This window comes from Streptomyces herbicida (assembly GCF_032656585.1).
GTDB lineage: Bacteria > Actinomycetota > Actinomycetes > Streptomycetales > Streptomycetaceae > Streptomyces > Streptomyces herbicida.
The window spans coordinates 98,138-123,206 of record NZ_JAUYWJ010000029.1 but is presented as its reverse complement, the minus strand read 5'-3'; the positions used below and the strand labels follow the sequence as shown (position 1 = coordinate 123,206).

Sequence of the window (25,069 nt, the reverse complement as noted above, 5' to 3'; positions counted from 1 at the left end):
GTGTTCCTCGAGTTCGAGGAATGCGGAGAGGGCGTGGTCGGACGCGTGACGCATTGCGGGTACGGCTTTCACGGGCATTGCTGCTCCAGGGTGTAGCGGGTGCCCCGGGCCGAGTAGGCGCTGAGCCCGCTGCAGACGTCGTTCATCGCCGTGACGAGGGCCTGCGCGGCGCGGCGGTCTTCCAGGGCGGATGCGAGGAAGTCCGCGGAGAGTTCCTCGTGGCGCGCGGTGGTCTCCTCGTACAGGCGGCGGACGCGATGGACCGCTTCGGCGAGCGGGCAGTCGTGGAGTTCGGCGACGACCGTGGTGACGTTCTCGGCGTACTGCCCGGCCGCTAGGTCCTTGCGGAGGGTGACGAGACCGTCGAGCAGTACGAAACGCTCGGCGTCGCAGCGGATGAGAGGCTGGAGCTCTTCGGCTTCGAGGACGTCGCCCAGGTCATGGCCGGTGCCGATCTCCATCAGGGACAGCGCGAAGGAGTGGGCGGTGGTGGGGATGCGCAAGGCGTAGAAGTCGTCGAGGTCCCGGAACTTCCTGCCCTCTGCAAAGTGCTCTGCCGCGGCGAGGCAGCCGCGAAGAAGCGCTGATTCGGCGGCGCAGAGGCGGTCCATCTGCGGCTCGGTGAGATACGCGCCGAAGCTTGCCCAGGTCTCGCGCAGCAATGGTCCCCATCGTTGCTCGGTGACCGTGGTGTGCCGGGTGCGGGCGTCCTTGAGGCAGGCTCGGAGGCAGGGGGCGGAACGCTGGTACTGGTGGTCCTCGATCTCGTCGTCGCGCAGGGTGAAGACGGCGGTGGCCGCCGTGATGTCGTGGAGCCGCAGTGGTTCCGCGGTGGGCCAGCACAGGCTGGCCAGGAGCGGAAAGTCGCCAGCGACCATCGCCTTGCGGAGGTGCGGCGGGAGGGCGTCGAAGGTGTGGAGCCAGTAGTGGAAGGCGTCGCGGACCTGGGTGTAGTGCGGGTTCATGTGAGCCTGGCGTGACGGGGCGGGGATCTGCAGATCGGCACCGTCGAGATCGGCGAGGGTGAAATGCTTCACCGCAGGGCCTTTCTGGAGCATATGCGCATGTAGTTGACGCGGCCCGCCCGGTAGCCGTCCAGATAGGGCTTCTCGATACCGGTGGCCAGTTCGCTGCGGGAGCGCAGCTCCCAGTACGGCATGGCCGCCTCGGTGTAGTCGTCGAGCTGGTGGGGGACGAGTCCCGCTGCCAGCAGGGCACTCAGGTACTCGCGGCGGGGGTGAGTGAGGCAGTGGTAGTGCGCGTCGATGGCGGCTGCCTCGGGTCCGGCCGGCCGCGCGTCGTTGGTGCACCAGGTCGTGAGGACGTACTGCCCGCCGGGCTTGAGGACGCGGGCGAACTCCGCGAACACCTCGTTGACGTCCGTGTACATCGTGGTCTCGTTGGTGACGACGGCGTCGAAGGAGGCGTCCTCGAAGCCGGTGTCGGCCATGTTGCGGTCGTGGAAGCGCACTTGGTCCCGCACGCCGAGGCGTTGGGCGGCGGCGCGCGCGTACTCGTTGTGGTGGGCGGTGATGTTGACCCCGTCGACCGTACAGCCGTAGCTCCGGTGGATGAGCAGGGCCGTTCCACCGCGGCCGGAGCCGCCGTCGAGGACGCGGGAGTGGGGGGTGAGGTCCCGCAGGGCGCCGAGGATGATGTCGACCTGCCGGGTCTCCATGCGGTGCAGTTCGCTGGCGATGGCCTTCTCACGCTGCTCGGGTGGGACGGTGAGAACGGTCGGATCGTAGGAGCCGACGGCGAAGTGATGGTGGACGAGACCGTCGTCCCGGCCGAGGCCGATGTTGATCGTGTCGGCTCGCTTGGTGTCCCAGTAGTGGTGGACGTCCCGTTCGAAGTCATTCCGAAGGAGTTCAGTCACCTGTTCCTCCAAGTGATCTCTTGCGCAGGCGTCCGGACGACGGCTGTCCGCGTCATGCCGGCGGCTGGAGGATCGCAGTCAGGCCGAGGGGTGGGCGCCTCGAGGCCTCCTCGCCCAGTAACGCCCAGATGGGCGAAGGGCGGCAACCGCGCTCGTCCGACCGGGTGACATGCCGTGGAGCTTCTCCAGCGACGCCCTTCCAGCGTGAGGATCGAGTACTCGGGGAGGGCCAGGGGATTGTGCAAGGCTCACTCGAACGGCCGAGTCCGTTGGTGTCGGCCCCTCACGGCAGGATTCACATGCTCCTCTGGTGCCATCGGCCCAGAGGAGGATCTTGATGTCCATGCAGAATCTTCCCGGCCGCCTGCTGACCGTGGCCGGGGCCGTGACGGGCGCTGTCGTGGCGCTCCCCGTGCCGCTCGTCCAGGCTCAGGCGGCCGTCGCGTCCACGTCCGTCCGATGCTCGGTCGCCGACCTGATCAGCGCGGCCAATGACTCGCCCGGCCCCGACACCCTCGTACTCGCACGCAAGTGCACCTACCGGCTGACGGCACCCGACACCACCAACCCCGCCAACGGCCTGCCGGTCATCACGGGCGAACTCACCGTCAAGGGCAACGGCGCGACGATCACCCGCCGTAGATCGGCCCCGAAGTTCCGCGTCCTGGCCGTGGCCGAGAACGGCAACCTCACCCTCAACAGGGCCACCATCAGCGGCGGCTCGGCCCCGGACTGCCCGATCGTCCCGGGAGTGACGGCGGCCTGTGGCGGCGGCATCTGCAACCTCGGCACACTGACGGTGAACGACAGCAAGGTGCGCGACAACACAGCCACGTCCGATGTCTTCGCCGAAGGCGGCGGCATCGACAGCGACGGCACCGCGACCATCAACAACACCGAGATCAGCCACAACTCGTCCGTGTACAACGGCACCGAGGAAGGCGGGGCGGCCGATGGCGGCGGCATCGCCAACGACGGGCCCCTGACGGTGAAGAACAGCTGGGTGGTCGGCAACTCCGTCAAGGTCACCGCGGACACCAACAGCTTCGCGTTCGGCGCGGGCCAGGCCTCCTTCGCCGACGCCACGGTCCAGCACAGCACGTTCAGCGGCAACCTCGCCAGCGCTCCCGGCGGCTTCGCGCGTGCCACACTGACGGTTTCCACCCCGGGCACACTGACCGTCACCGACAGCGTGCTGCGCGACAACACGGCCGACGCACCGCACGGGTTCGCCCAGGGCGGCGCGCTCGCGGGCAACTCCCATCTGATCGTGACCCGGACCCTCGTCCTCGCCAACCACGTCACCGCACAGGACGGGACCGCCCAGGGCGGCGGCATCAGGGTCGCCGCCGACGGCCTGCTCACCATCGGCGACAGCACCGTCCGGGGCAACACGGCTCATGCCAAGGGCGAGAACGGGGTCGCCGAGGGCGCGGGCATCGACAACCCCGTGGGCGGCACCGTGGAGGCGGACCGGACATGGATCACCGGCAACATCGCCTACGCCCCCGACGGCACCTCGAAGGGCGGCGGGCTCTATCAGGCCGTGGGCTCGGCCACGCTGACCCGGAGCACCGTCAGCGGCAACAGGGCGGGCGACGGCGGCGGCATCTTCAAGGCATCCGGCTCGGTCACGCTCAACGACACCAAGGTACGGAACAACCATCCGAACAACTGCAGCCCGCAGGGCAGCATCACCGGCTGCACCGGCTGAGCGGCCGCAGGCATGTGAAGTGCAGGGCCAGCCGACCCATCCGGTCCGGTTCCTCGGGCTCAGGCCCGTGCGCCGCCGTCCACCCGGAGGACTGTGCCTGTTACGTAGGAGGAGCGGTCGCTGAGGAGCCATGCGGCGGCCTGGGCGATTTCGTCCGGGTCCGCCGCCCGGCGTAGCGGTGTGTGCGCGGTGAGCCGTTCCACGAGACCGGGTGAATGCGCTTCCCAGGTATGGATCATCTCGGTCGGCGTGCAGCCGGGGGCGATCGCGTTGACGCGGATGCCCTCGGGGCCGTAGCTCACGGCGGCCGACTCGGTGAGGCTGTTGACCGCCCGCTTCATGGCACCGTATGCGGGCAGTTCAGGGTTCCCCATCAGGCTGCCGACGGACGAGTTGTTCACGATGGCGCCGGACCCGGCGGTGGCCCGGATGGCGGTGATCTCGGCGACCATGGCCAGCCATGGACCCTTGAGGTTCACGGCGTAGACGTGGTCGAAGTCGGCCTCGCTCACCTGGTCCATCGGTCCCGGCGGCACGATCGTCGCACCGTTGTTGAAGGCGATGTCGAGTCGGCCGTACAGATCCACGGCGCGGTCGACGGCGGCGCGCACACTGCCCGCGTCGGCCAGATCGCACATCACATACTCCGCGATGCCGCCCGCGGCCCGGATCTCCTCGGTCACCGCCTTCAGCTGTGCCTCCGTCCGGGCCGCGAGGAGCACCCGGGCGCCCTCGCGGGCGAAGAGCCGCGCTGCGGCGGCGCCGATACCGCGGCCGGCACCGGTGATGAAGGCGACCTTGTCGGCGAGCAGGCCCGGGACGGACGTGGTGGGGGATGCGCTGGTGGTAGGTGTGTTGTTCATGGCGACGAGCCTGCGCCGGTGCGTGGAGCCCATCCAGGCACCGGCAGTACCTGGATGGGCGCCGGGCACTCGCGCACACTGGGAGTGTGGACAGACGAGAGCTGGCCGACTTTCTGCGCAGCAGGCGCGAACGGATCACCCCCGCCGAGGTGGGGCTGCCGACCGGGCCGCGCCGCCGCACCCCGGGGCTGCGCCGGGAAGAGGCGGCGCAGCTGGCCTTCATCTCGCCCGAGTACTACACGCGGCTGGAGCAGGCCCGCGGACCGCGCCCGTCACGGGAGGTACTGGCCGGGCTGACCCGTGCCCTGCGCCTGTCGGACGCCGAGCGCGACCACCTCCACCACCTCGCCGGCGCACCGCCCGGCCCGTTGCCCGGGCCGTCGCGCGAGGTGCGGCAGAGCATCCTCGACCTGTTGCACCGCCTGCCGCAGGCCGCCGCGATCGTGGTGTCGGCGACATACGAAGTGCTCGCCTGGAACCATCTCGCGACCGCCCTCATGGAGGACTTCTCCGCCCTGCCGCGGCGCGACCGCAACCTCGTACGGCGCGTCTTCCTCGGGCCGCACCCGCGCGGTCGGCGGTTGTACGGCGTCTCGGACGCGGGCGAGTTCGCCCGCACCTCGGCCCAGCAGCTGCGCGCCATCGCCGCCCGCTACCCGGACGATCCCGAGGTGACGAAGCTGGTGGCGGAACTCCTCGCCGGAAGCGAGGAGTTCACCAGACTGTGGGTGTCTCACGACGTGAGTGCCCAGCACACTCTGAGCAAGACGTTCCAGCATCCACTGGTCGGCCCGGTCACGGTCAACTGCGACGTCCTCGACATCACCGACCGGGACCAGCGGGTCGTGATCTACACCGCCACCCCCGGCTCGCCGTCCGAGGAGGCACTGCGGCTGCTGTCGGTCATCGGTACACAGCGCATGGACGTGCCCCGCTGAGGCGGTGTCCTCCGCACTTGACCAGGCCTGGTACCGGGTCTACGCGAAGGCCACGACCTGGCCCGACATGACCTGGGGAGGGTTGGGGAGCAGCGATGTGAGGTTGTCCCGTACGAAGACCGCAGCCTTCTTGATGGATTCGTCGGCGCCGCTCTCGTTTTCGAAGACGCTGGTCGAGATCATCACTCCGTTCCCGGCGTCGACCCAGTAGTAGGCCAGGAGGCCGGGGATCTGACGGATGAGCGGCACGAAGCCCTCGCTCACCCGGCGCCCCGCTTCGGCGGGATCGGTCACTCCTTCGTACCGTCTGACGGCTGCGTACACGGCTGGTCTCCTCACGAGTCCGTGGCTCTCACTGTGGGGACGCTGTACCTCCGCGACGTGCGATTCATTCGCGAGGCGTCCGTCAGTCACCGGAAGGGGCCAGCCGACGGTCCGTACGGCTGCTCCGGCGGCGGTGAATGGTGATGGCCGTCGTCGACCAGGCGCGTTGACTGTCCGCGGCTCAGGCAGAACTGCCTAGGAACTTCCGGTTGCAGGACACTAGCTCTTGCCGAGCGAGCGGACCGCGGCCTCCGTGAGCGTCGTCGCTGTCCGTACGGCGCTGGTGATCGCCTCGGCGGGGGCGAGCCCGCACAGATCGGTGAGGGTGAAGAGCGCCTCGGCGCTCACTGCCACCGCGAGGTCACGCTTGAGCTGCGCGAAGGCTTCCGGGTGTGTCGCGCCGAGGGTGCCTTCGAGCGGCAGGAGCGCCTGGTCGATCAGTCCGAAGCGGATTCCGGGGCGGGCGGTTGCGGCATCGGGGCGGGTGATGGTGGCCGCGATCATCGCCCGTACCGCTCCCTCGCGGGCGAGGATGCCGCGGAGCAGGAACTCGCAGGCGAAGGCGACCCGCTCGACGGGGTCGGTGGAGTCGCCGACCGGCGCGAGCGCCTCGGCGGGGGGCGGCCAGGCGCCGGCCAGGGCCTCGCTGATCAGTGAGGAGAGGTCGGGGAAGTAGCGGTAGGCGGTGGCCTCGGAGACCAGGGCCGCGCGGGCGATCAGAGGCATGGTCACCTCGGTGCCCGTGCCGATGAGTTCGCGGGCGGCCGCCACGATCGCCGTGCGTGTGCGCTGCTTCTGGTTGGTGCGGCCGGTGCCCGCCTGCGCCGTCATCGTCAGACCTCTCCTTCTGTGCGTTCACTCCCATCCTAGCATTCAGCTCTCATCGTGAGAGTTGACTTGCATGACGAGACTCGACTTCTCTACTCTCGTGAGAGTCAGCTCTCACGAAGGAGGCAGTGATGAACGTGGTTTCCGTGGTCGGCCCGGACGACGGCGAGACGATCCGGCTGGGCCCGACACAGATGCGCATCCTCGAGGACGGGAGTACCACCGGGCACCGCCTCGGGATCGGCGAGATCACCATCGCCCCGCACACCCAGGGGCCGCCGCAGCACCGCCACGCCCAGCACGACGAGGGCTTCTACGTGGTCTCCGGCACCGTGCACTTCACCGTCGGGGAGACGACCCACGTGGCCCCGGCCGGCACGCTCGCGATGATCCCGCCCGGCGCCCCGCACACCTTCGCCAACCTCGGCGACGAGCCTGCCGTGATGCTCAACACCTTCACGCCCGACCTGTACGTGCAGTACTTCCGCGACCTGCGGGACATGATCGCCGGCAGCCAGGAGCTGACCCCGGAGTCGACCGTCGAGGTGATGAGCCGGTACGCCACCGTTCCCGCAAACGACTACGCCTGACGGCCCCGCCCCGTTGACCCTTCCCCTTTGACGCGGCCCGTCGCGGCCGCCCACTTCAGGAGCCCCGTATGACCCGCAGCACGCACACACTCACCCTCGACCAGGGCCCCCTCGACGTCACCGTCGACCTCCACGGCCGGAAGGGACACCCCTTCCTGCTCCTGCACGGCGGCGGCGGTCCGCAGGCCGTCGCACCGTTCGCCGGACTCCTCGCCGAGCAGCGTCCGGCCAGGGTGTTCACGCCCGTACACCCGGGCTTCGACGGCACCGACCGCCCCGACTGGCTGACCGACGTCACGACCCTGGCCCAGATCTACGCACGGCTGCTCGACGCGCTCGACCTGCGGGACGTCGCCGTCGTCGGCAACTCCATCGGCGGCTGGATCGCCGCCGAACTGGCGGCGCTGGGCAGCGACCGGATCAGCAGCGTCACCCTCGTCAACGCCGTCGGCATTGACGTCCCCGGCCACCCGATCGCGGACGCCTTCTCCCTGACGCCCGTCGAGCTGTCCCGCCTCTCCTTCCACGACCCCTCGAAGTTCCGCTTCGACCCCAGCACGCTCTCCGAGGCACAGCGCGCGGTCATGGCCGCCAACCGTGCCACGCTGCGCGTCTATTCGGGCGTGAACGCCATGGCCGACCCCACGCTGCCCGACCGCCTGGCCAAGATCGCCCACCCGACCCTGGTCGTGTGGGGCGCAAGCGACCAGGTCGTGGACGCCGACTACGGACGCGCGTACGCGCAGGCCGTCCCCGACGCGGAGTTCCGTCTGCTGCAGGGCACCGGCCACATGCCTCAGACCGAGACACCCGAGGAATTCCTCCCCGTGGTCTGGGACTTCGCCGACGCCCACGCCGCCGACCGGCCGCGGTCCTGACTCCGGAAGGGCCGCCCGTGCCCGAACTCGACCGCGGCAGACCGTCGTTGGTCCTGGCCGTCTGCTGCCTGAGCGTCCTTCTGGTCAGCCTCGACACCACCATCCTCAACGTCGCCCTGCCCTCGATACAGCAAGACCTGCACTGCTCCGTGGCGGGCCTGCAGTGGACCCTCGACGCGTACACCATCGTGCTGGCCTCGCTGCTGATACTCGCCGGCTCCACGGCCGACCGCGTCGGCCGACGGCGCGTCTTGCGGCTGGGCCTCGTGCTGTTCACCGGTGGGTCGGCGCTGTGCAGCCTGGCACCCTCCCTGAACTGGCTGATCGTCTTCCGTATGGCACAGGCCGTGGGAGGCTGCATGCTCACCCCGGTCGCCATGGCCGTCATCGCCAATGCGTTCCCGCGCCCGCCGGAGCGGGCCAGGGCCATCGGTGTGTGGGGCGGCGTGGTCGGCATCAGCATGGCGGCCGGACCGATCCTCGGCGGCGTGCTGGTGCAGATCGCCGGATGGAGGTCGGTGTTCTGGCTGAACGTGCCGATCGGGCTGGCCGCGCTGGTGCTCGCCGCCCTGTTCGTCCCGGAGTCCCGCGCGTCACGGCCCCGCCGGGTGGACCCGGTGGGCCAACTCCTGGTGATCGCGGCGCTCGGTACGCTGACGTACGCCATCATCGAGGCGCCGGGCCGGGGCTGGACCTCACCCGTCATCGTGGCCTGCCTGATCGCCGCGGCGGGTGCGTCGGCCGGGCTCGTGCCGTACGAGAAGAGGCGTGACGAACCGCTGATCGACCCGCGTCTGTTCCGCAGCGCACCGTTCAGCGGGGCCACGGTGATGGCGGTCTGCGCCTTCACCGCACTCGGCGGCTTCCTGTTCGCCAACGCCCTCCATCTACAAGGGGACTTGGGGCTCAGCGCGCTGGATGCCGGGATACGACTGCTGCCGATGGCGGTGCTGTCCCTGCTGTGCCCGCCACTGTCCGGGCGGATGGTCGCCGGCCGCGGGTCGCGCATCCCGCTGCTGATCGCCGGGGCCGGTATCACCGCAGGCGGCGCGCTGGCGGTGCCCGCCACCCGCTCCGGCGGCGGCCCGGGCGTCCTGCTCTACGCGGCGTACGCACTGTTCGGACTGGGCTTCGGATTCGTCAACGCACCCATCACCGACACGGCGGTCTCGGGTCTGCCGCGCGCCCAGGCGGGGGTGGCCGCCGCGATCGCAGCGACCAGCCGTCAGGTCGGCGCCGCGCTCGGCATCGCGGTGAGCGGCGCCGTGATCGCGGCCGGGGCGCGCCCCGCCGTCTGGTGGATCACCGTCGGCTGCGGTCTGGCCATTCTCGTCCTGGGCATCCTGACCTCCGGCCCCTGGGCTGCTCACCGGGCTGGAGACGGCGGCAACGCAGCCGACGGGCAACCTCCGGGCCGGGCCGAGCCCCTTCACGAGATGCGGAACGACAGGCCCGGGTCGAACGGCTCGAAGGTGCCCTCGGTGAAGGACAGCAGATAGTGACCCGGTTCACGGAACAGCGCGTTCCGGCGGTCCAGCACCAGCAGTTGGCGGACGATCGTCACCTCCGCCTCCAGTACCACCTCCACCTGCTCGACCTCGGGCGGGCGCCGGACCAGGCAGTGGACCACACGACCGTGCGGGGCCAGCTCGACGTTGCCCTCGCACGGGCTGAAGTCCCACGTCATGCGGGGCTGCCCCACCCCGTAGGTGACAACGGTCTCGGAGATCGGGACATCGGTGTTGTCATGCGAAGGCGCCAAGTATGCCCCGAGCACGCGGGGATGACGGTACGTCACCGTGAGGCGCAGACGCTCGTAGCGGGCGCCGTCCCCCAACCGGTCGAGGTCGTAAGGGAACGTGACGTACGAATAGGCCCAGCGGTCCCAGCCGACCTGGTGGACGAGCCGGTCCAGGGTCTCGGCGTCGGCGTCCATCACCGTGGCGTGGCCGAAGCGGATGGCCGACTCCAGCCGCCGACGGCGGTCGGCGGCACCCATCACGGCGTCCTCGGAGTACAGCTCGTGGCGACCGGCCGGTCCCCGCGTGCTCTGCGGACCGTCGCTCATCCGGCCAACTCCCTTCCCCGCGGCCCGCCGTGGCCGGTGCCCGGCAGCCTAGCGCGAACATATGCGCACCGCTGCGACCGCGATGTCCCATCGGGCCCGATCTGACACACTGATCTGCCTGGGCACCGGCGCATGCGGAGGTGGCGTGGAGACGCGGGCGGCCGACGGCGAAACGGACCGGCAACTCGCCGACTTCCTGGGGGAGGACGCCGCCGAGGGGCTGGCCCAATGGCGGCGCTCCTCCGGATGGGCGGTGTCCCTGCCCGCCGCGCCGTGGACGTCGCGCGGCTACACCGACGCCTTCGTCGCCTCCCTCGTACTGCGGCCCCCGGGCGGCGACGATCTGAACCTCGTGGCCAAGGTCGTACCACGGGACAACCGGCGTGAACCGGACGCCCACCGGCGGGCGTTGGACGACGCGGCCGCCCAAGGCACTCCCGGTGCCGCCGAGTTCGCTCGGAGGCACTTGGTGGAGCTGGTGGCGCAGGCCGGACCGGTGGACACCCCGGCGGGCCGGACCATCTACTTCCAGCACCTGGCCGGGGGAACCGCGCTGTGCCGGCCGGTGGCCGACCTCGAGCGTCCGCGTCAGGCCGAGGAACTGGTCGACACATGCCTGATGGTGGCCCGGGCCGTCGCGGCCGAATGGAACGGTTCCGTACGGCGGACCGAGCAAACCGTGGCGGCGTTCCTCGACGAGGAGTTACGGGGTCCGCTGAGCGGCACGGGATCGGTGGACCGGTGGGCGGCGGTCGCCGGGCTCACCGGGCCGGCCGTCCGCTGGATCGTCACGGCGGAGGATCCCGAGCCACTGCCCAATCCGCTGCCGACGGCCTTCGGACGCACCGGCCAGGGCGACCGGAAACTCGACGTCCTGACCGCATGCGTCCACGGTGATCTGCACCTCGGGAACATCCTGGTGGTGCAGGACGAACAGGGCGGCGTCCAACCACAGACCTTCCGCCTCATCGACCTGTCGACATACCGCTGTGTCGGTCCGCGCGTACGGGACCAGATCCAGCTGCTGCTGTCCGCGGTGGCCTGGCTGTGGCCGGACCTCTCCGCATTGCAGAGGCAGGCGCTGCTGACGGACCTGACGCATCCGCACACCGCCGCGCACCCGCGGCAGGACCCCCTCGTCGCCCGGCTGATCTCGGGTGTCCATGACGCCACGTGGAGCCTCGTGGAGCCCAAGGGTTTCGGTGATGCCTGGCTGCGTCAGTACACGCCGGCGCTCCAGGCCGCCGCGCTCCGCTTCACCACCTTCACCAGCTTCTCTGCGGAGTTGCGGTGGTGGTTCATGCGTCTGGCCTGCCGGGCCGCCGGGCGATGGGCCGCGCTGACCGGGGCGCGAATCGGCAGCGAACGCCCCCGACTGCTCAAGAACCCGTTCACGGAGCAGCCGTCCACCTCGGCACCGCCGGGCGCCCGTGCCCCGACGCGGCCCGTCGCGCTGGGCGGGAGGCTGCTCGGTGAATTGCCGCGGCTGCGCAGGCCCGATGCGGAAGGGACAGGCTGAGTGGCCAACTCCGACTCCTACATGGGTGACATCACCCGGCACCGCATGGCCCCACTGATCTTCGAGGCATGGAACTCGGATTCCCCGCAGGCCCGCCGACGGCTCGCCGAACACCCGCCCCCAGGGGCGATCGCGCTGCGCTGCCGCTACCGCCACCTGTTGGACACGGCGGTCACCGGAGCGGCCGTGGAACCCGTGGACCCGGAGGAATGGCACCGGGCCCTGACGGCCGAGACCGAGGGGGACACGGCCATCCGCGAGGGCGGGTACGACCGTGCGCACACCGTTTTCGCGGACCTGGCCGCGGCCACCACCTCCGGTGTCACCCGGGTCAACGCCTGGCTCGGCGTGGGAGACGCCCACCGTCACCTCGACACACCGGAGCAGGCCGTCGCGGCCTACCAGCGAGCACTGGGCGACGCCGTTGCGCTCGGATACCGCTTCGGTGAGCTGCGTGCCCTCGTCGCGCTGGGCCATCTGACGAGGATGCACCACAGCGCGGGCCGCGCCACGGAGCGGTTCACCCGGGCCCTCACCCTGGCGGAAGAACTCGCCGACCCGGTGTACGAGGGCAACGCGCTGCTCGGCCTCGGCGAGTGCGAGGACCGGCTGGGCTCCCCCGAGAGGGCTGCGAAGACGTACGAGAGAGCCCACCGGGTGTTCGCGGCCGTTCACGGTGTGACCGGCCAGGCGCACTCGGCGCAGCGGCTCGGCGCCGTGCTGCTGCGCCTGCGCCGACCCGATGAGGCGACCACGTGGCTGGTGCGGGCGGCGCAGCTGTTCGACGCGGACGACGACCCGGTCGGAGTCACCAACGTCCTCGGTGACCTGGGCGATTTCCTGCTGCGCGGGAACGACCCCGACAGCGCCGAGGTCCAGTACCGTGCCGCGCTGACCATCGCCACCGAACGCGGGCTGCCACGGGCCCGTGCCCATGCCCTCCACGACCTGGCACGCGTCGCCCGCTCCCGGGCGGACTGGCACGCCGCGGTGACCGGGTTCGAGCAGTCCCTCGCGGCCTACCGCGAGCTGGACGACCTGCTCGGGGTGTGCACGGCGCTGGGAAAGCTGGCCGAGGCGCGGGAGGCGCTGGGCGAGGCCGGCCGTGCGCTGCGTGACCGGGTGGCCGCTGTGTTCGCCATCGAGGAGTTCCGGGCCACGCACCGCGAGTCGGCCGCCCAGCAGGAGTACCGGGGCCGGTTCGCGGGGGTGTACTCGGCCGCGCTGCGGGCGGCCGTGGCGGTGGGCGACGCGGCTTCGTTCGCCGTCGTCGCCGAGGCGCTGGCCGGCCGGCGCCTGGCCGGACTCGCCCAGGCGCCCCCGGACGCCGCTTCGGTGACCGACGCCGAGTTCGCCCAGGAGATGATCGTGCACGCCGACCAGCGCTGGGCCGCGGGCCGGCGCGGCCCCGTGCCCGGCACCCTCCTGCCGCCGGGCACGGACCGGCGCCGGCGGATCCTGCGCATGATGGGAGCCCTGGCGATACCCCAGGGCTTGCGCGAACCGGCCGAGGAGGCGCTTGAGGACGTCCTGGCGAGCGTGTATCTCCCACCCGCCGAGGACGGTGCCGATCTGATCCGCGATCTGCCGCCGGGCTGTCACGCACTCCAACCAGTCGTGGATCCCGACGCACCGGACCATGTCCACTGGCTGTGGCACAACGCCGAGGGACGTCCGGTCCTCGGCAGCGCTCGGCTCTCCGAGCCGTGCCGACGGCTGCTGGCCGTGTTGCAGGAGGACAGCGCCGAACGCAGTGCTCTGGTCCCGGGGCAGTTGGCACCGCTGGCCGAGCTCGTCCCCGATCGGCTACGGGACCAGCTGGCGGAGCCGGGGGACCACAGACTCCTCCTCCTGCCGGTGGGCGAGTTGTGGCTCGTGCCGTGGGGTGCCGTACCGCTGCGCGACGGACTGCTTCTCGGGCAGGCCGCCCGCTTCGCCGTGTGCCCTTCCCTCTTCCTGCAGCGAGCACTGCGCCGGCGCGGCCCCGCCGGCCCGGCCGACGCACCGGCCGTCTTCTGGCGCAGCCCGTACATCACCCACCACGAGCCCCTTCCGGTCGCCGGGCGCGAACTGGAGCGGCCCGCCGACGCAGGCGCGGTCAAACAGCGCCTGGGCGCCGGCTGTCACACGGTGATCGTGGTCTGCCACGGACGCCTGGTCCAGGGCACCGGCCACTACCTGGAGCTGGACGGCGAGAACTGGCTGCTCCCCGCCGATGTCCTGCGTGGTCTCCCACCACGGCGGCTGTACCTGGTCACCTGCTGGGGAGCGGGGATCCCCGGGCGCGCGATGACCGACCCGGTCAGCATCGCCACCCTCGCCCTGGCCCGGGGCACCGTCGAACTGCTCGCCACCGTGGGGGAGTTCAACGACACCCCGGTGGCCGAGGCGTTCGTACGACAGGTGCTCGACGCGCTGCACGGCGCGCACGGCACTGTGGCCGACGCGGTCCACCACGCGATCTCGGCGGCCTTCGCCTTCCCGGCGATGTGGGACTGTCCCGTCCGGGAATGGGGCGCGCTGCTCCCGATCGGCACCTTCCTCGACCCGACCGCCCCCGACATCCAGGAGGCGACCCGATGAGCCCCATGCCGGCCGGTTCCGCCGACGGCGCACCGAGCCCCGAGCCGTCCGCGCCGACCGTTGGCCCGGACCGCGTCGACACGGCCGCCCAACTCGCGGACCTGCTCGACGACGAGGTGGCGGGGCGCGCCCTGGCCGACTGGGCCCGGCACGGCGGGCACGGAGGTACGGTCCTCCCGGTCGAGCCCCGCTGGCGCCCCTCGGGTGAGAGCGCCACCGGCGCACTGCTCACGGCCGTGACGGTCACCCCCGGCGTGGGGGACGTCGTGGTCAAGGTGTGCGCCGCCGATCAGCGGTCCGAACCGGACGCGCACGCCCGCGCGGAGCGGGCCGGCGGCGACCGGGTGGCGCGGCAGGCGTTCGAGCCGTGGCCGGTGGGCGACGGACGCCTGCTGACCTTCCAGGCCCCCGCGGCCGGCAGCCTGCGCGACGTCGACACCCTGGCGGGGCTGACGGGACAGGACCTGGAGGACGCCTGCGCGCACCTCACCCGATGGCTGCTGACCGGCTGGAACCAGGGGATCCAAGGTGGCACCGCCGTGCCTGCCACCGCCGCCGAGGTACTCGCGGGCGAACTCGGCGCGCTGCTCTCCGAAGCGGGATCGGCACGGGCCTACGGCGCCCGTATCGCGGCCCTGGCCCCCGCCCCGACCTGGATCGAGGTCGACGGGCTTGTCCTGCCCAACCCGCTGGCCATGGCCGCCGGGTCGGAGGGGATCCCCGTCGTGAAGGTCGGCGTCGTACGAGGCCGGGCGCACGGCGACCTGCATCTGCAGAACGTCATGGTGCCGTACCGGCACGGACGCGTCCGGTACGCCGACTTCCGCCTCATCGACCTGGCGACCTTCGCCGAGGACGCCCCGCTGTCCCGGGACATAGCCACCCTGCTGTTGTCGGCTCTGGCACCCAAGGTGCGCGAGAAGCTGCCCGACGAACAGGAACGTGCCCTGTTGCGCTATCTGGTGGATCCGTCGGACCAGCACCTGGAACGGATCGTGCCGGGGGCGGTGCAACTGGTCGAGGCGGTGCGTGGAGCGTGTGAAGAAGCAGTCCCGGACAACTGGCGCGACCATTGGACCGACCACTTCCTCCTCAGCCTCCAGGCCACCGCCCTGCGTTTCACCACCTACGACAACCTCCTGCCCGCCGGGCGCTGGTGGTTCTTCCGGCTGGCGGCGCACGCCGGTGGAGCACTGCTCGCGCAGCACCGGTTGCGCGCGCCCGGCACGGGGACGCCTCTCGCACCTCCCGGATCGGCCACGCCGTCCGGGACTGCAGACCGGCCGGAGGCGGCGGAGGCCACCCTGCTGGCGGTCGACCGGCGAACCGTCCGCATCCTGGAGGCGGTGCTCCCGAGCACCGAGTCACCGGACGTCGCGGCGGTACGGCTGTCGGACCTGTACGTCACCCGCGACGAACAAGCAGGACTGCTGGACCAGTTGCGAGCCCAATGGGCCGGCCGGGACCGGCGGGCCGTCGCCGTGCTGGGGGACCCCGGGAGCGGCAAGAGCTGTGTGCTGTGGGGGCTGCGCCGCGCCCTGCTGGACGAGGGACGAGCCGTGGTCACCATCTCGGCGGCCGCCCTGCTCGGCGGCCCGGACCAGCCCGCCGAGCTCAGCGTGCCCGCGCTGCTCGGGGGGTTGGAGGCGTACCGGCAGCGGCTGGAGCGGGCGGAGCCGGGGCCGCCGCCCGCCCTGCTGCTGGACACCGCCGACCTGCTGTTGCACAACTCCGTGGACGCCGGACGGCTGGTGACGGTGGTCAAGGACGTCCGGGCGACCGGTGTGGCCGTCGTCCTGGCCTGCCGGTCGGCGGAGGCGCGGATGCTGGAGGAGGGGTACGCCGACGGGACCCAGCACCGCATCGCCGAGCTGCTGTGCAAACGGCATCTGGGCAGCTACGCGGACGGCCGGACCGAGGGGGATGCGGACATCCGTGACGGCTGGGCCCCCGCCTCGGAGCTCGGCCGGGCGGTCGACACACATCTGCGCGTCTTCTGCCGGGAGCCCGGCGACCCGGCGCCGCGCCAGGCCGACGGCACGGCGGCGAACCGCCCCCTCGATCCGGCCCGCGCCGGACGGATGCGCCAGATCCTGGCCTCGGCCGTCGCCCGCGGCCTGCCCCTGGGGCAACTGGTCCGGCATCCGCTGTCCCTGCGCATGATCTTCGACCTGTACGCACCGATCGGCCCCGGCGACCAGGACCTGGACGCGACCGGCCTGTTCGACGACTACTGGGAGCACCGGATCGTCGCCGACACCCGGCACACGGTCGGCGACACCGGTCCGACGGGACCCGAGGCGGGCCGCGACCTGTCCACGGCCACCCGCGTCCTGGGGCTGGCCATGCTCCGCGCCGGCAAACCCGAACTGCCGCGCACCAGCGCACGCGAGGCCCTGGCCAAGCGGCTGCGCATCCCACCGCGTGACGGCGACAAGATCCTGTCCGTTCTGCTGCGCCGCGGTGTGCTGCGGGAACTCGAACGCGATCAGCTCGCATTCCACCACCAGGCGTTCGCCGAATACGCGGCCGGACGGGCCCTCAGCCACTCCGGACCCGGCGCGCTGGCACTGGCCGCCGCACGCGTTGCCGAGCGCCCCGAGGACCTGCTCCTGGCCGAGGCCGTCCGGCACGCCTTCCACACCGCCGACCGAGACGGTTCCTACGACTGGTATCCGCCGCTGGGCGCGCTGCTCGACGCCGGCGAGGCGGTGTCCCGGCTGACCGCCCTGCGCATCCACGCCGGTCTGTGCCATCCGCCCGAGCGGGCCGTCGAGCAGGGCGCCCGCGCCCTGACCACCGCAGATCCCGTAGAGACGGTGACCTACCTGACGGTTCTCAACGGCACCAGCCGGCCCGCCTGGTACGCCTGGCCCGTGGTCCTGCGCACCCTGTGGGACCGGGGCGAGGAGGAGACCCGCCGTCGCGTGCTGACCGCCCTCATCCACCTCGCCCGGCAACAGCGCGACGTCGCGGCCGACTTCGTCGCGGACATCCGGCTGCTGCGGTTTCCCGACGCGCAGTCCCTGAAGTGCCTGCCGCCCGGAGGAGCCCTGGTCCAGCTGCTGCTGGCACTGGATGCGGCCGATCCGGAGGCGACCGCGCGGGGCTGCGACCGGCTGATCGAGGCGGCCGCCCGCTTCCGCGACCGTACGGTCTACCAACGCGCCCTGTACGCCCTGGCCCGGCTCACCGAGGAGCAGCCCGGCACCTACGCGGACAGCGCCGCGCGACGGCCCGCTGAGCTGGCCCTGCTGCCGCAGGAGAAACCGTGGGCGGGCGCCTTCGACGACCTGATCGCCGCCGCCGCCGTCGCCTGGGCGGCCGCCCGCCGCGGCGATGTCGTGCCACTGGACATCGCGGCCCGCTGTGCCGCGGCGATGGCGAGCGGCACCACCACGGTGTCCGACCGCGCCCTACTGCGGGGAATCGCCGAACTGCTCCGTATGGAAGGCGAGCAGACGGTCCATCAGGTTCTCGACACCGTCGCCGCTGCCGTCGCCTTCCCGGCTGCCGCGGCCGACGGCGCCAAGTACCTGATCGCGCCGCTGCTGGCCGTCCCCGGCGACCTCCCGGGACCGCGCGCGGCGCGCTCCTGGTGCCGCGCACGCCTGCGTGCCGAACCCGGAACCGACCTGGACGCGGGCGTCACCGGCCTGATCGCCAAGGCGCTCGACACGGACAAGGTGCCCCTTGCCGGCGCCACCGTCGCCGACTGCATCCACCCGGGGACCGAGGAGCCCGTCGAGCCCCGGCCGGGCGAACTCGCGCACTGGCTGGCCCCCTCCTGGTCGCCGGCTCTGACCGCGGCCGCGGCCGGAGGCGGTCACCCGCATGCCCGACTCGCCCTGGGACTCACGCTCGTCGCCACCGACAGCGCCCGGCATCCGGCTCCGGCCCGGCTGCGGGAGGCGGTCGCCCGCAGGGCTGCCGACGGCTCCGGTCATCTTCTCGCCTGGCTGCGCGCCGAGGCCGCCGTCTCCGGGCGCCGCGAGGGTCTGAGGCGGCTGGCCGAACTGGACCGCGACATGCTCAGAAACGGGCTGGACGACCCGGCCCACCTGGACGAACTGCATGCCATCGCGCGACATCTGCAGAGCGTCCCGGGCCCCGACTGGCTGGCCGGCATGCGGCTGCGCCTCCTGCTGGTCTCCTGGGGCCTGCTCGAGCCGGCGACCGCCGAGGACACGGCGGACCAGTTGCGTACCACCCGGCAAGCCGCCTACCGCCGGCAGATCATGGACCTCACCATGGCGCACCTGCCCAGGGCCAACGGCCTGTGGCGCGCCGAGGACCCGCTGCGCGTCCTCACACCCGTCCTCGAAGAGATCGTCGCCCTCGGCAGCGAGCAGCTGCGCCACTACGACCCGGCCGACCACCACGCCCGCCAGATCGTCCTCGCCGGCCACGAGGCGCACCTCTTCCTGTTGGCCCTGCACGCCCATTTCGCCGACCTGTCCACGCCCGCCCTGCGCACCTCCCTCGCACGGGTCGACGAACTCGCCTTCGCCCCGCTCGGCCTCCATCTGCCGCCCGGTGACAAGGAGGCCAGACCCCACTGCTGGCGCCGTCGGCTGCGCCATCTGCCGGCCCTGGCCGTGCGGCTGTCCGGCGCCGGGCACCTGACCCGGGCTCAGGACCTGCTGGACACGGCGATCCGCACGATGAACGAGGCCGATCCCCGGCCCCGGCAGAAGTGGCGCAACCCTGCCGCCAACACCTGGCGCCCCTATCTGCGCATCCTCAGCCGGGTGGAACGGGCCGGGCTCAAGGAAGTGATCCTCGACTACGCCGAGCGGGACTTGTGGATGGCCCGCCATCTCGTCGAGGTCGCCGCTCAGACCCTCGGCGACATCTCCCCGGAGCTGTACGCCCTCATGCGCCACCCGAGCACCCCGACCGCTTTGCTGGAACCCCTGCGCCGCACCGCGTCCTGGGCCGGCCGCGGCGACTTCGGAACGCCGTGGCCGGACATCTTCGCCCGGCTGGACGGGGTTCGATCACCGGACTCCTGATGGCCGCCGCCGCTCAGGTGTCATCGACGTCGCCGACCGTCCCTTCCCCTGGGTGAGGAACTCCGACCGTGTGCCGGGAGCCATCGCCGTCAGCAGAGCGGCGAAGTGGCCACCGCGGCGCAGCCAGTGCCGGCCCCGGTCGGGCAGTGAGGCAGGCGCGGCGGCCCGGACCAACCTCCCGAGCACTCCTGGTGGCGGTATCGGCTCGTAGCGCCGTTCGGACGGTCGGGCGAGGTCAACCAGCGAATCACACGATCGGCGTCGGCACGGACCAGCGGGCCGGGCGCTCGGCGCAGCGCGGGCGGCAGGCTCTGGGGTCCGCACTGCGCCAGCAGTGCCGGCACCTGCTCGGGGTGCAGCGGCGCGAGCGTCGTTCCGTGCAGGCGCCACCACTCCTCCCGTTGCTGTTCGCGCCCACGGTCGGCCAGGGAGACATCGGCATGGTCCAGCACAGCGTCGGGATGCCGGCGAGCGAGCCTCGTCCAGCCGTCGACAGCGTGCGCGAGCGCAGGCAGTTGCTCGCCCACGAAGGAGGCGGAACAGGCCGGGAGCAGGCGCGGGGCCTCGGCGTCACCCCATTGATTGCGCGCGCAGTCGTACGACCAACCGCTCGGCAAGCGCGGTACGACCGCCCGAGGCGAGCAGGTGTGCCAACCGCTTCCGCGGCGCGGCCGGTGCGTCGTCGTACGCCGCCTCCCACCGCTTCGTCCGGCACGGGAAGAACACGGGCGGCGCGCAGGGCGTAACCGGAGACGACCGGGTCGCGGTCGGCCAGCCGCTCGGCCAGGAAGCCGACGTCCTTGCCGGCGAAGGCGGCCAACGCCGCGAGCCGTCCCTCGTACAGCCTCCGCGCGTCCAGGTCGGCGAGCAGCGGGCCGAGTTGCCCGTCGTCGGTCAGCCGGTGTGCAGTTCTCGCGGTGAGGGAGAGGCGGGCCGGAAGGGCAGTGGGTCGAGCGCGGAGACCAGGTGACCCGCGGTGGTCGGCATGCGCCGATTGTGCCAGCGATGATCCGCGCACGCGATCGATCATGTCGTGCGGTCGGGGGCGCCATGAGCCGCAGCATGCTCGTCCCGCGACATGCGAGCAGAGTAGGCGGCCCAGAGACACCGCACCGGAAAAATCCCTGCCGGTCTCGTGGGTGTGGCGTACTGTGGAGTTACCGACGCGGGGTGGAGCAGCTCAATAGCTCGCTGGGCTCATAACCCAGAGGTCGCGTGGTTCAAATCCCGCCCCCGCTACGAAGGGGTGCCGCAGGGCGCCGCCGTGGCGGTCGGAGGGCCGTGCTGGTGACTCCGGCCGCCTCAGCGGGTCTTCAGGGTTTCACTTGCCGTGGAGAGCGTTTCTCAGCGCGCCGACGGCGATCCGGCGGGCCACGTTCGTGGCGTAGCAGTCGCGGAGGCTGTCGAGCATCAGGAAGTCGTGGACCATGCCGAGGACACGGACGGCGGTGACCGGCACGCCGGCCTCCCGCAGCCGGGCAGCGTAGGCCTCGCCCTCGTCGCGCAGTACATCGGCCTCGTCGGTGACGACCACTGCGGGCGGAAGGTCCTTGAGGTCGTCCAGGGAGGCGAGCAGCGGTGCCGCATAGCGCTCCCTGCGCTGGGAGTCGTCGGTCGTGTACTGGTCCCAGAACCACATCATCCCGTCCCGGGTGAGGTAGTAGCCCTCGGCGAACTGCAGGTACGACGGCGTGTCGAAGTTCGCGTCGGTCACCGGGTAGAGCAGCACCTGCGCGGCGAGTCGGACGTCGCCGCGGTCCTTGGCCATCTGGGCGAGAACGGCTGACATGTTGCCGCCGACGGAGTCGCCGCAGACGGCCAGGCGCGAGGAGTCGAGGCCGTGGTCGGCTCCGTGGGCCACGACCCATTGGGCGACGGCGTAGTTCTGTTCGTTCTGGGTCGGGTACTTGGCTTCAGGTGCGCGGTCGTAGACGGGGAAGACCGCTGCCGCGTCGGCGCCCACGGCAAGTTCCCGTACGAAGCGGTCGTGGGTGTTCTCGTCGCCGAAGACCCAGCCGGCGCCGTGGATGTAGAGGATCACGGGCAGGGGGCCGTCGGCACCCTTGGGCTTGACGATGCGGGCCCGGACGGTGCCCCATTGCCCGGCATCGACGCTGACCCAGTCCTCGTCGATGGGGGGCTTCTCCACGCCCTCCCCGGTCTGCAGGCCGGCGAGGATGTCGCGCCCCTGGTCGGGTGGGACCTCGTAAATGCGGGGGTGGGGTGCGGTGGCGTCGACGAGTTCCTTTGCCGCGGGCTCAAGCTGGGGAGTGGGCGGCGGGGGCAGGTGCTGCATGACGAAACCTCCCAGGATTGCAAGTCGGCTGAGGCGGGCCCGATTGATCCGTGATCCCGTTCCCCTGGTCCTTGGAGGGCCGATCCGGACGTGCCGGTGAGTCGGCGACCGGCGCTTGACGAAGCGCTCAAGAGGGGAAGCGACACGGCATTGAGCGGTGCCATATACGTGCTGGGTGATGACGGTCGGACCGAGCACTCGATATCGGCTTTCAGCCTCAGTCTGACACCCCGCACGAGGAACCACGCGTCGTGCGTGGTCCGGTAACCGGGGGACTACGGGCAGTACGAACCAGGTCGGCAACCAGGGAACGACACTGCGAAGCCGCCCCCTCACCGCTGGTGAGTCAGAGGTTGATCATGTGTCCCGCAAGACCGTGCAGGGCGTCCTGGACGGCTTCGCTCAGCGTCGGATGCGCATGGACGTTCCTGATCAGCTCGGTCACCGTCAGATCCCACTTCTGAGCCAGAGTCAGTTCCGGCAGGAGTTCCGTCACGTCGGGGCCGATCAGGTGGGCACCGAGGAGTTCGCCGTGGCGGGCGTCACCGATCAGCTTCACGAATCCGACGGTGTCGCCGAATCCGTGTGCCTTGGCGTTGGCGGTGAACGGGAACTTCGCCACGCGCACATCGAAGCCTTCGGCGCGCGCCTCGCTCTCGGTCCAGCCGAAGCCGGCGATCTGGGGTTGGCAGAACGTGGCGCGCGGGATCATGCGGTAGTCCAGCTCCATGGTCTCGGCGCCGGCGATGCTCTCGGCGGCGACGATGCCCATCGCCTCGGCGGTGTGGGCCAGCATCAGCTTCGCCGTGACATCGCCGATCGCGTAGATGTGCGGCCGGCTGGTACGGCAGTGTCCGTCGACGTCGATGGCCCCCCGCTCGGTGAGCCGTACCCCCGTACTGGACAGGCCGTAGCCGGCGGTACGCGGTTGGAAGCCGGTGGCCTGCAGTACTTTCTCCGCCTCCAGGACCTGGGGACGGCCGCCCCGCTCGACCACCACGCGGACGCGGTCCTCGGCCTCCTCGATGGACTGGACACGTGCGGACGTCAGCACCTTGATCCCGAGTCGTTTGAAGCGCTTGGTGAGCTCCGCCGATACCTCCTCGTCCTCCAAGGGCGCGATGCGGTCAAGGAACTCGACCAACGTCACCTCGGCGCCGTAGCACCGCAGCAGATAGGCGAACTCGACTCCGATGGCTCCTGCACCCGCGATGATCAGGCTTGTGGGGAGGCGGTCGGCGAGGATCTGTTCCTCGTAGGTGACGACCCGCTTGCCGAGCCTCGTGCCGGGAAGCAGCTTCACGGTCGCACCAGTGGCGATGACGCAGGAGCGGAAGGACAGCGTTTCCTCGCGGTCACTCATCCGCACCTGCAGGGTGTGCGGGTCGAGGAAGGTGCCCTGGCCCTCGAACTGCGCGATCTTGTTCTTGCGCATCAGATAGGTGACGCCCTTCGAGCGCCCCTCGGCAACCACACGGCTTCGCTCGTACGCCGCCCGGTAGTCCAGGGTGACATCTCCGCTTGTCTTCACCCCGAACTTCTCGGCGTCGTGCAGGAACAGTTGCGCGACCTCGGCATTGCGCAGCAGGGCCTTGGCCGGGATGCATCCGATGTTGAGACAGACACCGCCCCAGAACCGGCCCTCCACGATGGCCGTGCGAAGTCCCAACTGGGCGCAGCGGATGGCCGCCACATATCCGCCCGGGCCGGCGCCCAGGACTACGACGTCGAAGTCCGTGCTCATCGCTCCACCTCACCGAGGCCGGTGGTGTTCGCGGCCACGTGACAGCCCAGACACCCAGGTAGTTTACCTCCGGCTCGCGCCGCGCGGCTCGTTGTCGATCTCGGCGGAACAGCCGATCCGGGGCCCGGGGACGGTGATGTGCCGAGGCTGTCGAGAGGCGTGCGGGCGGCCGAGCGCGCCCGTACAACGGCGATGGTGCAACGGCTGTTTCTGAGCGGGAGTTCAAGGAGATCGAGGGGCAACGGCACGGCGCCGTCCTGGTAGCTGTGGCCACGGCTGTCTACTGGCTTCCGCCTACGCCGTCATCGTCCTGCCGGCGGCCGGCCCCGGGATGGTCGCCGGATCCTGTGACCGTCTTCCGCCCCGCTTGCCCCGAGGCGCGCGCTGGGGCCACCACAGGACGTACGCGGCGGAGCCCACCGCGAAGGTGAGGCGGATGAGGCCGCGGGCGGAGGCGGAGGGGATCAGCAGGGCGCTGCCGTACAGGGAGATGAGGGCGATCCAGCTGACCCAGGGGACCAGCCGGCGTTGGCCGATCGAGTCCCAGATCAGGGTGCCCAGGAGGACCGAGGCGTTGTAGTACGTGTACACGCTCGGGTCCAGGACGATGCGGGCGTCGGCGGCGAGCAGGACGACCGCCGGCCAGCGGTCCCGGCGCACGGCCAGCGCCCCCAGGGTGATGCCGAGGGCCATCTGGGCGGGACGGTCCCACCAAGGGGTGGCGGTGTCGTACACACCGAACCAGCGGAGGGACGATGCGGGCTGGTTGGGGATCGTGAAGCGGGCCGCGGCCAGGGTCTCCATATGGCTGAGGTAGAAGGGCAGCCAGGCCACGGCGACCAGGCCGAAGGCCCATGCGGCGGCGCGCGGGCGCGTGGGGCGCGGCAGTGCCAGGAGGAGGGGCAGGAAGCCGACCGCCCACGGCTTGGAGGCGACCGCCAGGGCCAGGAACACGCCCACGGCGGTGGCCTTGCCGCGGACCAGCGCGCGTACGGCGAGTGCGGTGAAGAACAGTGCCAGCACGTCGTCGAGGTGCGCGAATCGCACCGAGACCTCGACCCACATGGGGATGAAGGCCGCACCGGCGATCAGCACGCGCTGCTGGAGGCGCTTGTGGTTGAGCCCGGTGCCGCGGTAGTGGTCGGCGGCGGCTCGCCCGACCATGACCAGCAAGTACAGGCCCAGGCCCGACATGAACGCGTCGGCGAGTTTCTCGCCCACGTCGGCGGGGAACGGTGCGAACAGCCCGGCGACCAGGAAGCTGACCGGCCCTATCTGCAGTTCGGGGTGATTGGCGTAGAGCGCGAGACCGCCGCCGGGCACCTGGTTGAAGAGCAGTTGCTGGCCGGTTCTCAGGTAGTGCCAGGACACGCCTCCATGGCGTTCGGCCACGACGAACCACACGGCCGTCCACAACGTCAGCAGCACGTTGTGCCACCGCACCGGATAGCGTCCGATCCGGCCGATCCGCGCCCCGTCCCTGGGCACGGCTTCCGCCGTCTCCCGGTTCCGCACAATCCGTCCTTCCTGTCCGCCCGCGCTCGGCGTCGGGACGGCCGAGGACGCGGGCGCTGCACAGCGTCATCTCTGCAGAGGGACTCCGCATGCTCCGGGTTCCTGAAGACGGTGTTTCTTTAGACGCTTGTGGGTAGTTGAGGGCTCGGCCGGCGGTGTGCGCGACGGCTGTCTACTCGACCGCTCGCTGCTTCGACGGCCACTGGTTCACGACCTACGAGCGGCCGGACCGGGGAAGCGACGAATGACGTTGCCCGACAGCCGTCTTGGCTCTTCTGACGTCGTGTTCTTCCGATCCGCGAGATGCTGCGCGAC

18 protein-coding genes and 1 tRNA gene are annotated in these 25,069 nt (G+C 71.1%); 9 read left to right on the top strand and 10 right to left on the bottom strand.

Going from position 1 to position 25,069, the window contains the following annotated elements:
- Positions 1-68: 68 nt before the first annotated feature.
- Both Q8A52_RS41830 and Q8A52_RS41825 read right to left on the bottom strand, forming a co-directional pair.
- Entirely contained in the window at positions 69-1,037 is a 969-nt protein-coding gene (locus tag Q8A52_RS41830; RefSeq protein ID WP_316762092.1) for a terpene synthase family protein, read from the bottom strand.
- A complete protein-coding gene (locus Q8A52_RS41825; protein WP_316762090.1) occupies positions 1,034-1,879 on the bottom strand; it encodes an SAM-dependent methyltransferase in 846 nt (281 codons plus the stop codon). Before Q8A52_RS41825 ends, Q8A52_RS41830 begins: the two co-directional genes overlap by 4 nt.
- 337 nt (positions 1,880-2,216) lie before the next feature.
- On the opposite strand from Q8A52_RS41825, the gene Q8A52_RS41820 reads away from it, so the two are divergent.
- Positions 2,217-3,593 carry a hypothetical protein gene (locus Q8A52_RS41820; protein ID WP_316762087.1) on the top strand — a complete coding sequence of 459 codons (1,377 nt, stop codon included), beginning with the start codon at positions 2,217-2,219 and terminating at the stop codon, positions 3,591-3,593.
- A 59-nt stretch (positions 3,594-3,652) separates the two neighbouring features.
- Here Q8A52_RS41820 and Q8A52_RS41815 read toward each other — a convergent pair whose 3' ends face one another.
- A complete protein-coding gene (locus Q8A52_RS41815) occupies positions 3,653-4,456 on the bottom strand; it encodes an SDR family NAD(P)-dependent oxidoreductase (protein WP_316762085.1) in 804 nt (267 codons plus the stop codon).
- Positions 4,457-4,542: 86 nt separating this feature from the next.
- Here Q8A52_RS41815 and Q8A52_RS41810 point away from each other — a divergent pair, with 86 nt between their 5' ends.
- Positions 4,543-5,394: a helix-turn-helix transcriptional regulator gene (locus Q8A52_RS41810; protein ID WP_316762082.1), complete on the top strand. Its 852-nt coding sequence runs from the start codon at positions 4,543-4,545 to the stop codon at positions 5,392-5,394.
- Between the two features lie 39 nt (positions 5,395-5,433).
- Here the strand turns inward: Q8A52_RS41810 and Q8A52_RS41805 are convergent, their stop codons facing one another.
- Both Q8A52_RS41805 and Q8A52_RS41800 read right to left on the bottom strand, forming a co-directional pair.
- Positions 5,434-5,718, bottom strand: coding sequence for a hypothetical protein (locus Q8A52_RS41805; protein WP_316762079.1), 285 nt, complete (start codon positions 5,716-5,718; stop codon positions 5,434-5,436).
- A gap of 219 nt (positions 5,719-5,937) precedes the next feature.
- Positions 5,938-6,549 carry a TetR/AcrR family transcriptional regulator gene (locus Q8A52_RS41800; protein WP_316762076.1) on the bottom strand — a complete coding sequence of 204 codons (612 nt, stop codon included), beginning with the start codon at positions 6,547-6,549 and terminating at the stop codon, positions 5,938-5,940.
- 128 nt (positions 6,550-6,677) lie between these two features.
- Between Q8A52_RS41800 and Q8A52_RS41795 the strand changes: the two genes are divergently transcribed.
- From Q8A52_RS41795 to Q8A52_RS41785, 3 genes are all read left to right on the top strand, one after another.
- On the top strand, positions 6,678-7,136 hold the full coding sequence (locus tag Q8A52_RS41795; RefSeq protein ID WP_316762074.1) for a cupin domain-containing protein: 459 nt from the start codon (positions 6,678-6,680) through the stop codon (positions 7,134-7,136).
- Between the two features lie 68 nt (positions 7,137-7,204).
- Complete coding sequence (locus tag Q8A52_RS41790) at positions 7,205-8,014, top strand: alpha/beta fold hydrolase (RefSeq protein ID WP_316762071.1); 810 nt, start codon at positions 7,205-7,207, stop codon at positions 8,012-8,014.
- A gap of 17 nt (positions 8,015-8,031) precedes the next feature.
- Positions 8,032-9,513: a DHA2 family efflux MFS transporter permease subunit gene (locus tag Q8A52_RS41785; protein ID WP_316762068.1), complete on the top strand. Its 1,482-nt coding sequence runs from the start codon at positions 8,032-8,034 to the stop codon at positions 9,511-9,513.
- Here Q8A52_RS41785 and Q8A52_RS41780 read toward each other — a convergent pair.
- Positions 9,444-10,082, bottom strand: coding sequence for a hypothetical protein (locus Q8A52_RS41780; RefSeq protein ID WP_316762065.1), 639 nt, complete (start codon positions 10,080-10,082; stop codon positions 9,444-9,446). The two genes, Q8A52_RS41785 and Q8A52_RS41780, sit on opposite strands and share 70 nt — an antisense overlap.
- Before the next feature lie 145 nt (positions 10,083-10,227).
- Here Q8A52_RS41780 and Q8A52_RS41775 point away from each other — a divergent pair, with 145 nt between their 5' ends.
- The 3 genes from Q8A52_RS41775 to Q8A52_RS41765 are packed head-to-tail and all read left to right on the top strand — an operon-like array spanning position 10,228 to position 19,199.
- The gene (locus Q8A52_RS41775) at positions 10,228-11,601 is read left to right on the top strand and encodes a hypothetical protein (RefSeq protein WP_316762063.1); all 1,374 of its coding nucleotides are present in this window, start codon (positions 10,228-10,230) and stop codon (positions 11,599-11,601) included.
- Positions 11,602-14,184 (top strand): tetratricopeptide repeat protein, encoded by a 2,583-nt coding sequence (locus Q8A52_RS41770; RefSeq protein ID WP_316762060.1) that lies wholly within the window; start codon positions 11,602-11,604, stop codon positions 14,182-14,184.
- Positions 14,181-19,199 (top strand): hypothetical protein, encoded by a 5,019-nt coding sequence (locus Q8A52_RS41765; RefSeq protein ID WP_316762057.1) that lies wholly within the window; start codon positions 14,181-14,183, stop codon positions 19,197-19,199. Before Q8A52_RS41770 ends, Q8A52_RS41765 begins: the two co-directional genes overlap by 4 nt.
- Before the next feature lie 89 nt (positions 19,200-19,288).
- Here Q8A52_RS41765 and Q8A52_RS41760 read toward each other — a convergent pair whose 3' ends face one another.
- Positions 19,289-19,726, bottom strand: a complete 438-nt coding sequence (locus Q8A52_RS41760; RefSeq protein ID WP_316762055.1) for a hypothetical protein — start codon at positions 19,724-19,726, stop codon at positions 19,289-19,291.
- A gap of 637 nt (positions 19,727-20,363) precedes the next feature.
- Between Q8A52_RS41760 and Q8A52_RS41755 the strand changes: the two genes are divergently transcribed.
- A tRNA-Met gene (locus Q8A52_RS41755) sits at positions 20,364-20,438 on the top strand.
- An 82-nt stretch (positions 20,439-20,520) separates the two neighbouring features.
- On the opposite strand, the gene Q8A52_RS41750 is transcribed toward Q8A52_RS41755, so the two are convergent.
- The 3 genes from Q8A52_RS41750 to Q8A52_RS41740 all read right to left on the bottom strand — a co-directional run bounded on the left by Q8A52_RS41750 (position 20,521) and on the right by Q8A52_RS41740 (position 24,754).
- Positions 20,521-21,495: an alpha/beta hydrolase gene (locus Q8A52_RS41750; RefSeq protein ID WP_316762052.1), complete on the bottom strand. Its 975-nt coding sequence runs from the start codon at positions 21,493-21,495 to the stop codon at positions 20,521-20,523.
- Positions 21,496-21,841: 346 nt separating this feature from the next.
- A complete protein-coding gene (gene lpdA / locus Q8A52_RS41745; RefSeq protein ID WP_316762050.1) occupies positions 21,842-23,239 on the bottom strand; it encodes a dihydrolipoyl dehydrogenase in 1,398 nt (465 codons plus the stop codon).
- 294 nt (positions 23,240-23,533) lie between these two features.
- Entirely contained in the window at positions 23,534-24,754 is a 1,221-nt protein-coding gene (locus Q8A52_RS41740) for a hypothetical protein (RefSeq protein ID WP_408649349.1), read from the bottom strand.
- Between the last annotated feature and the right edge of the window lie 315 nt (positions 24,755-25,069).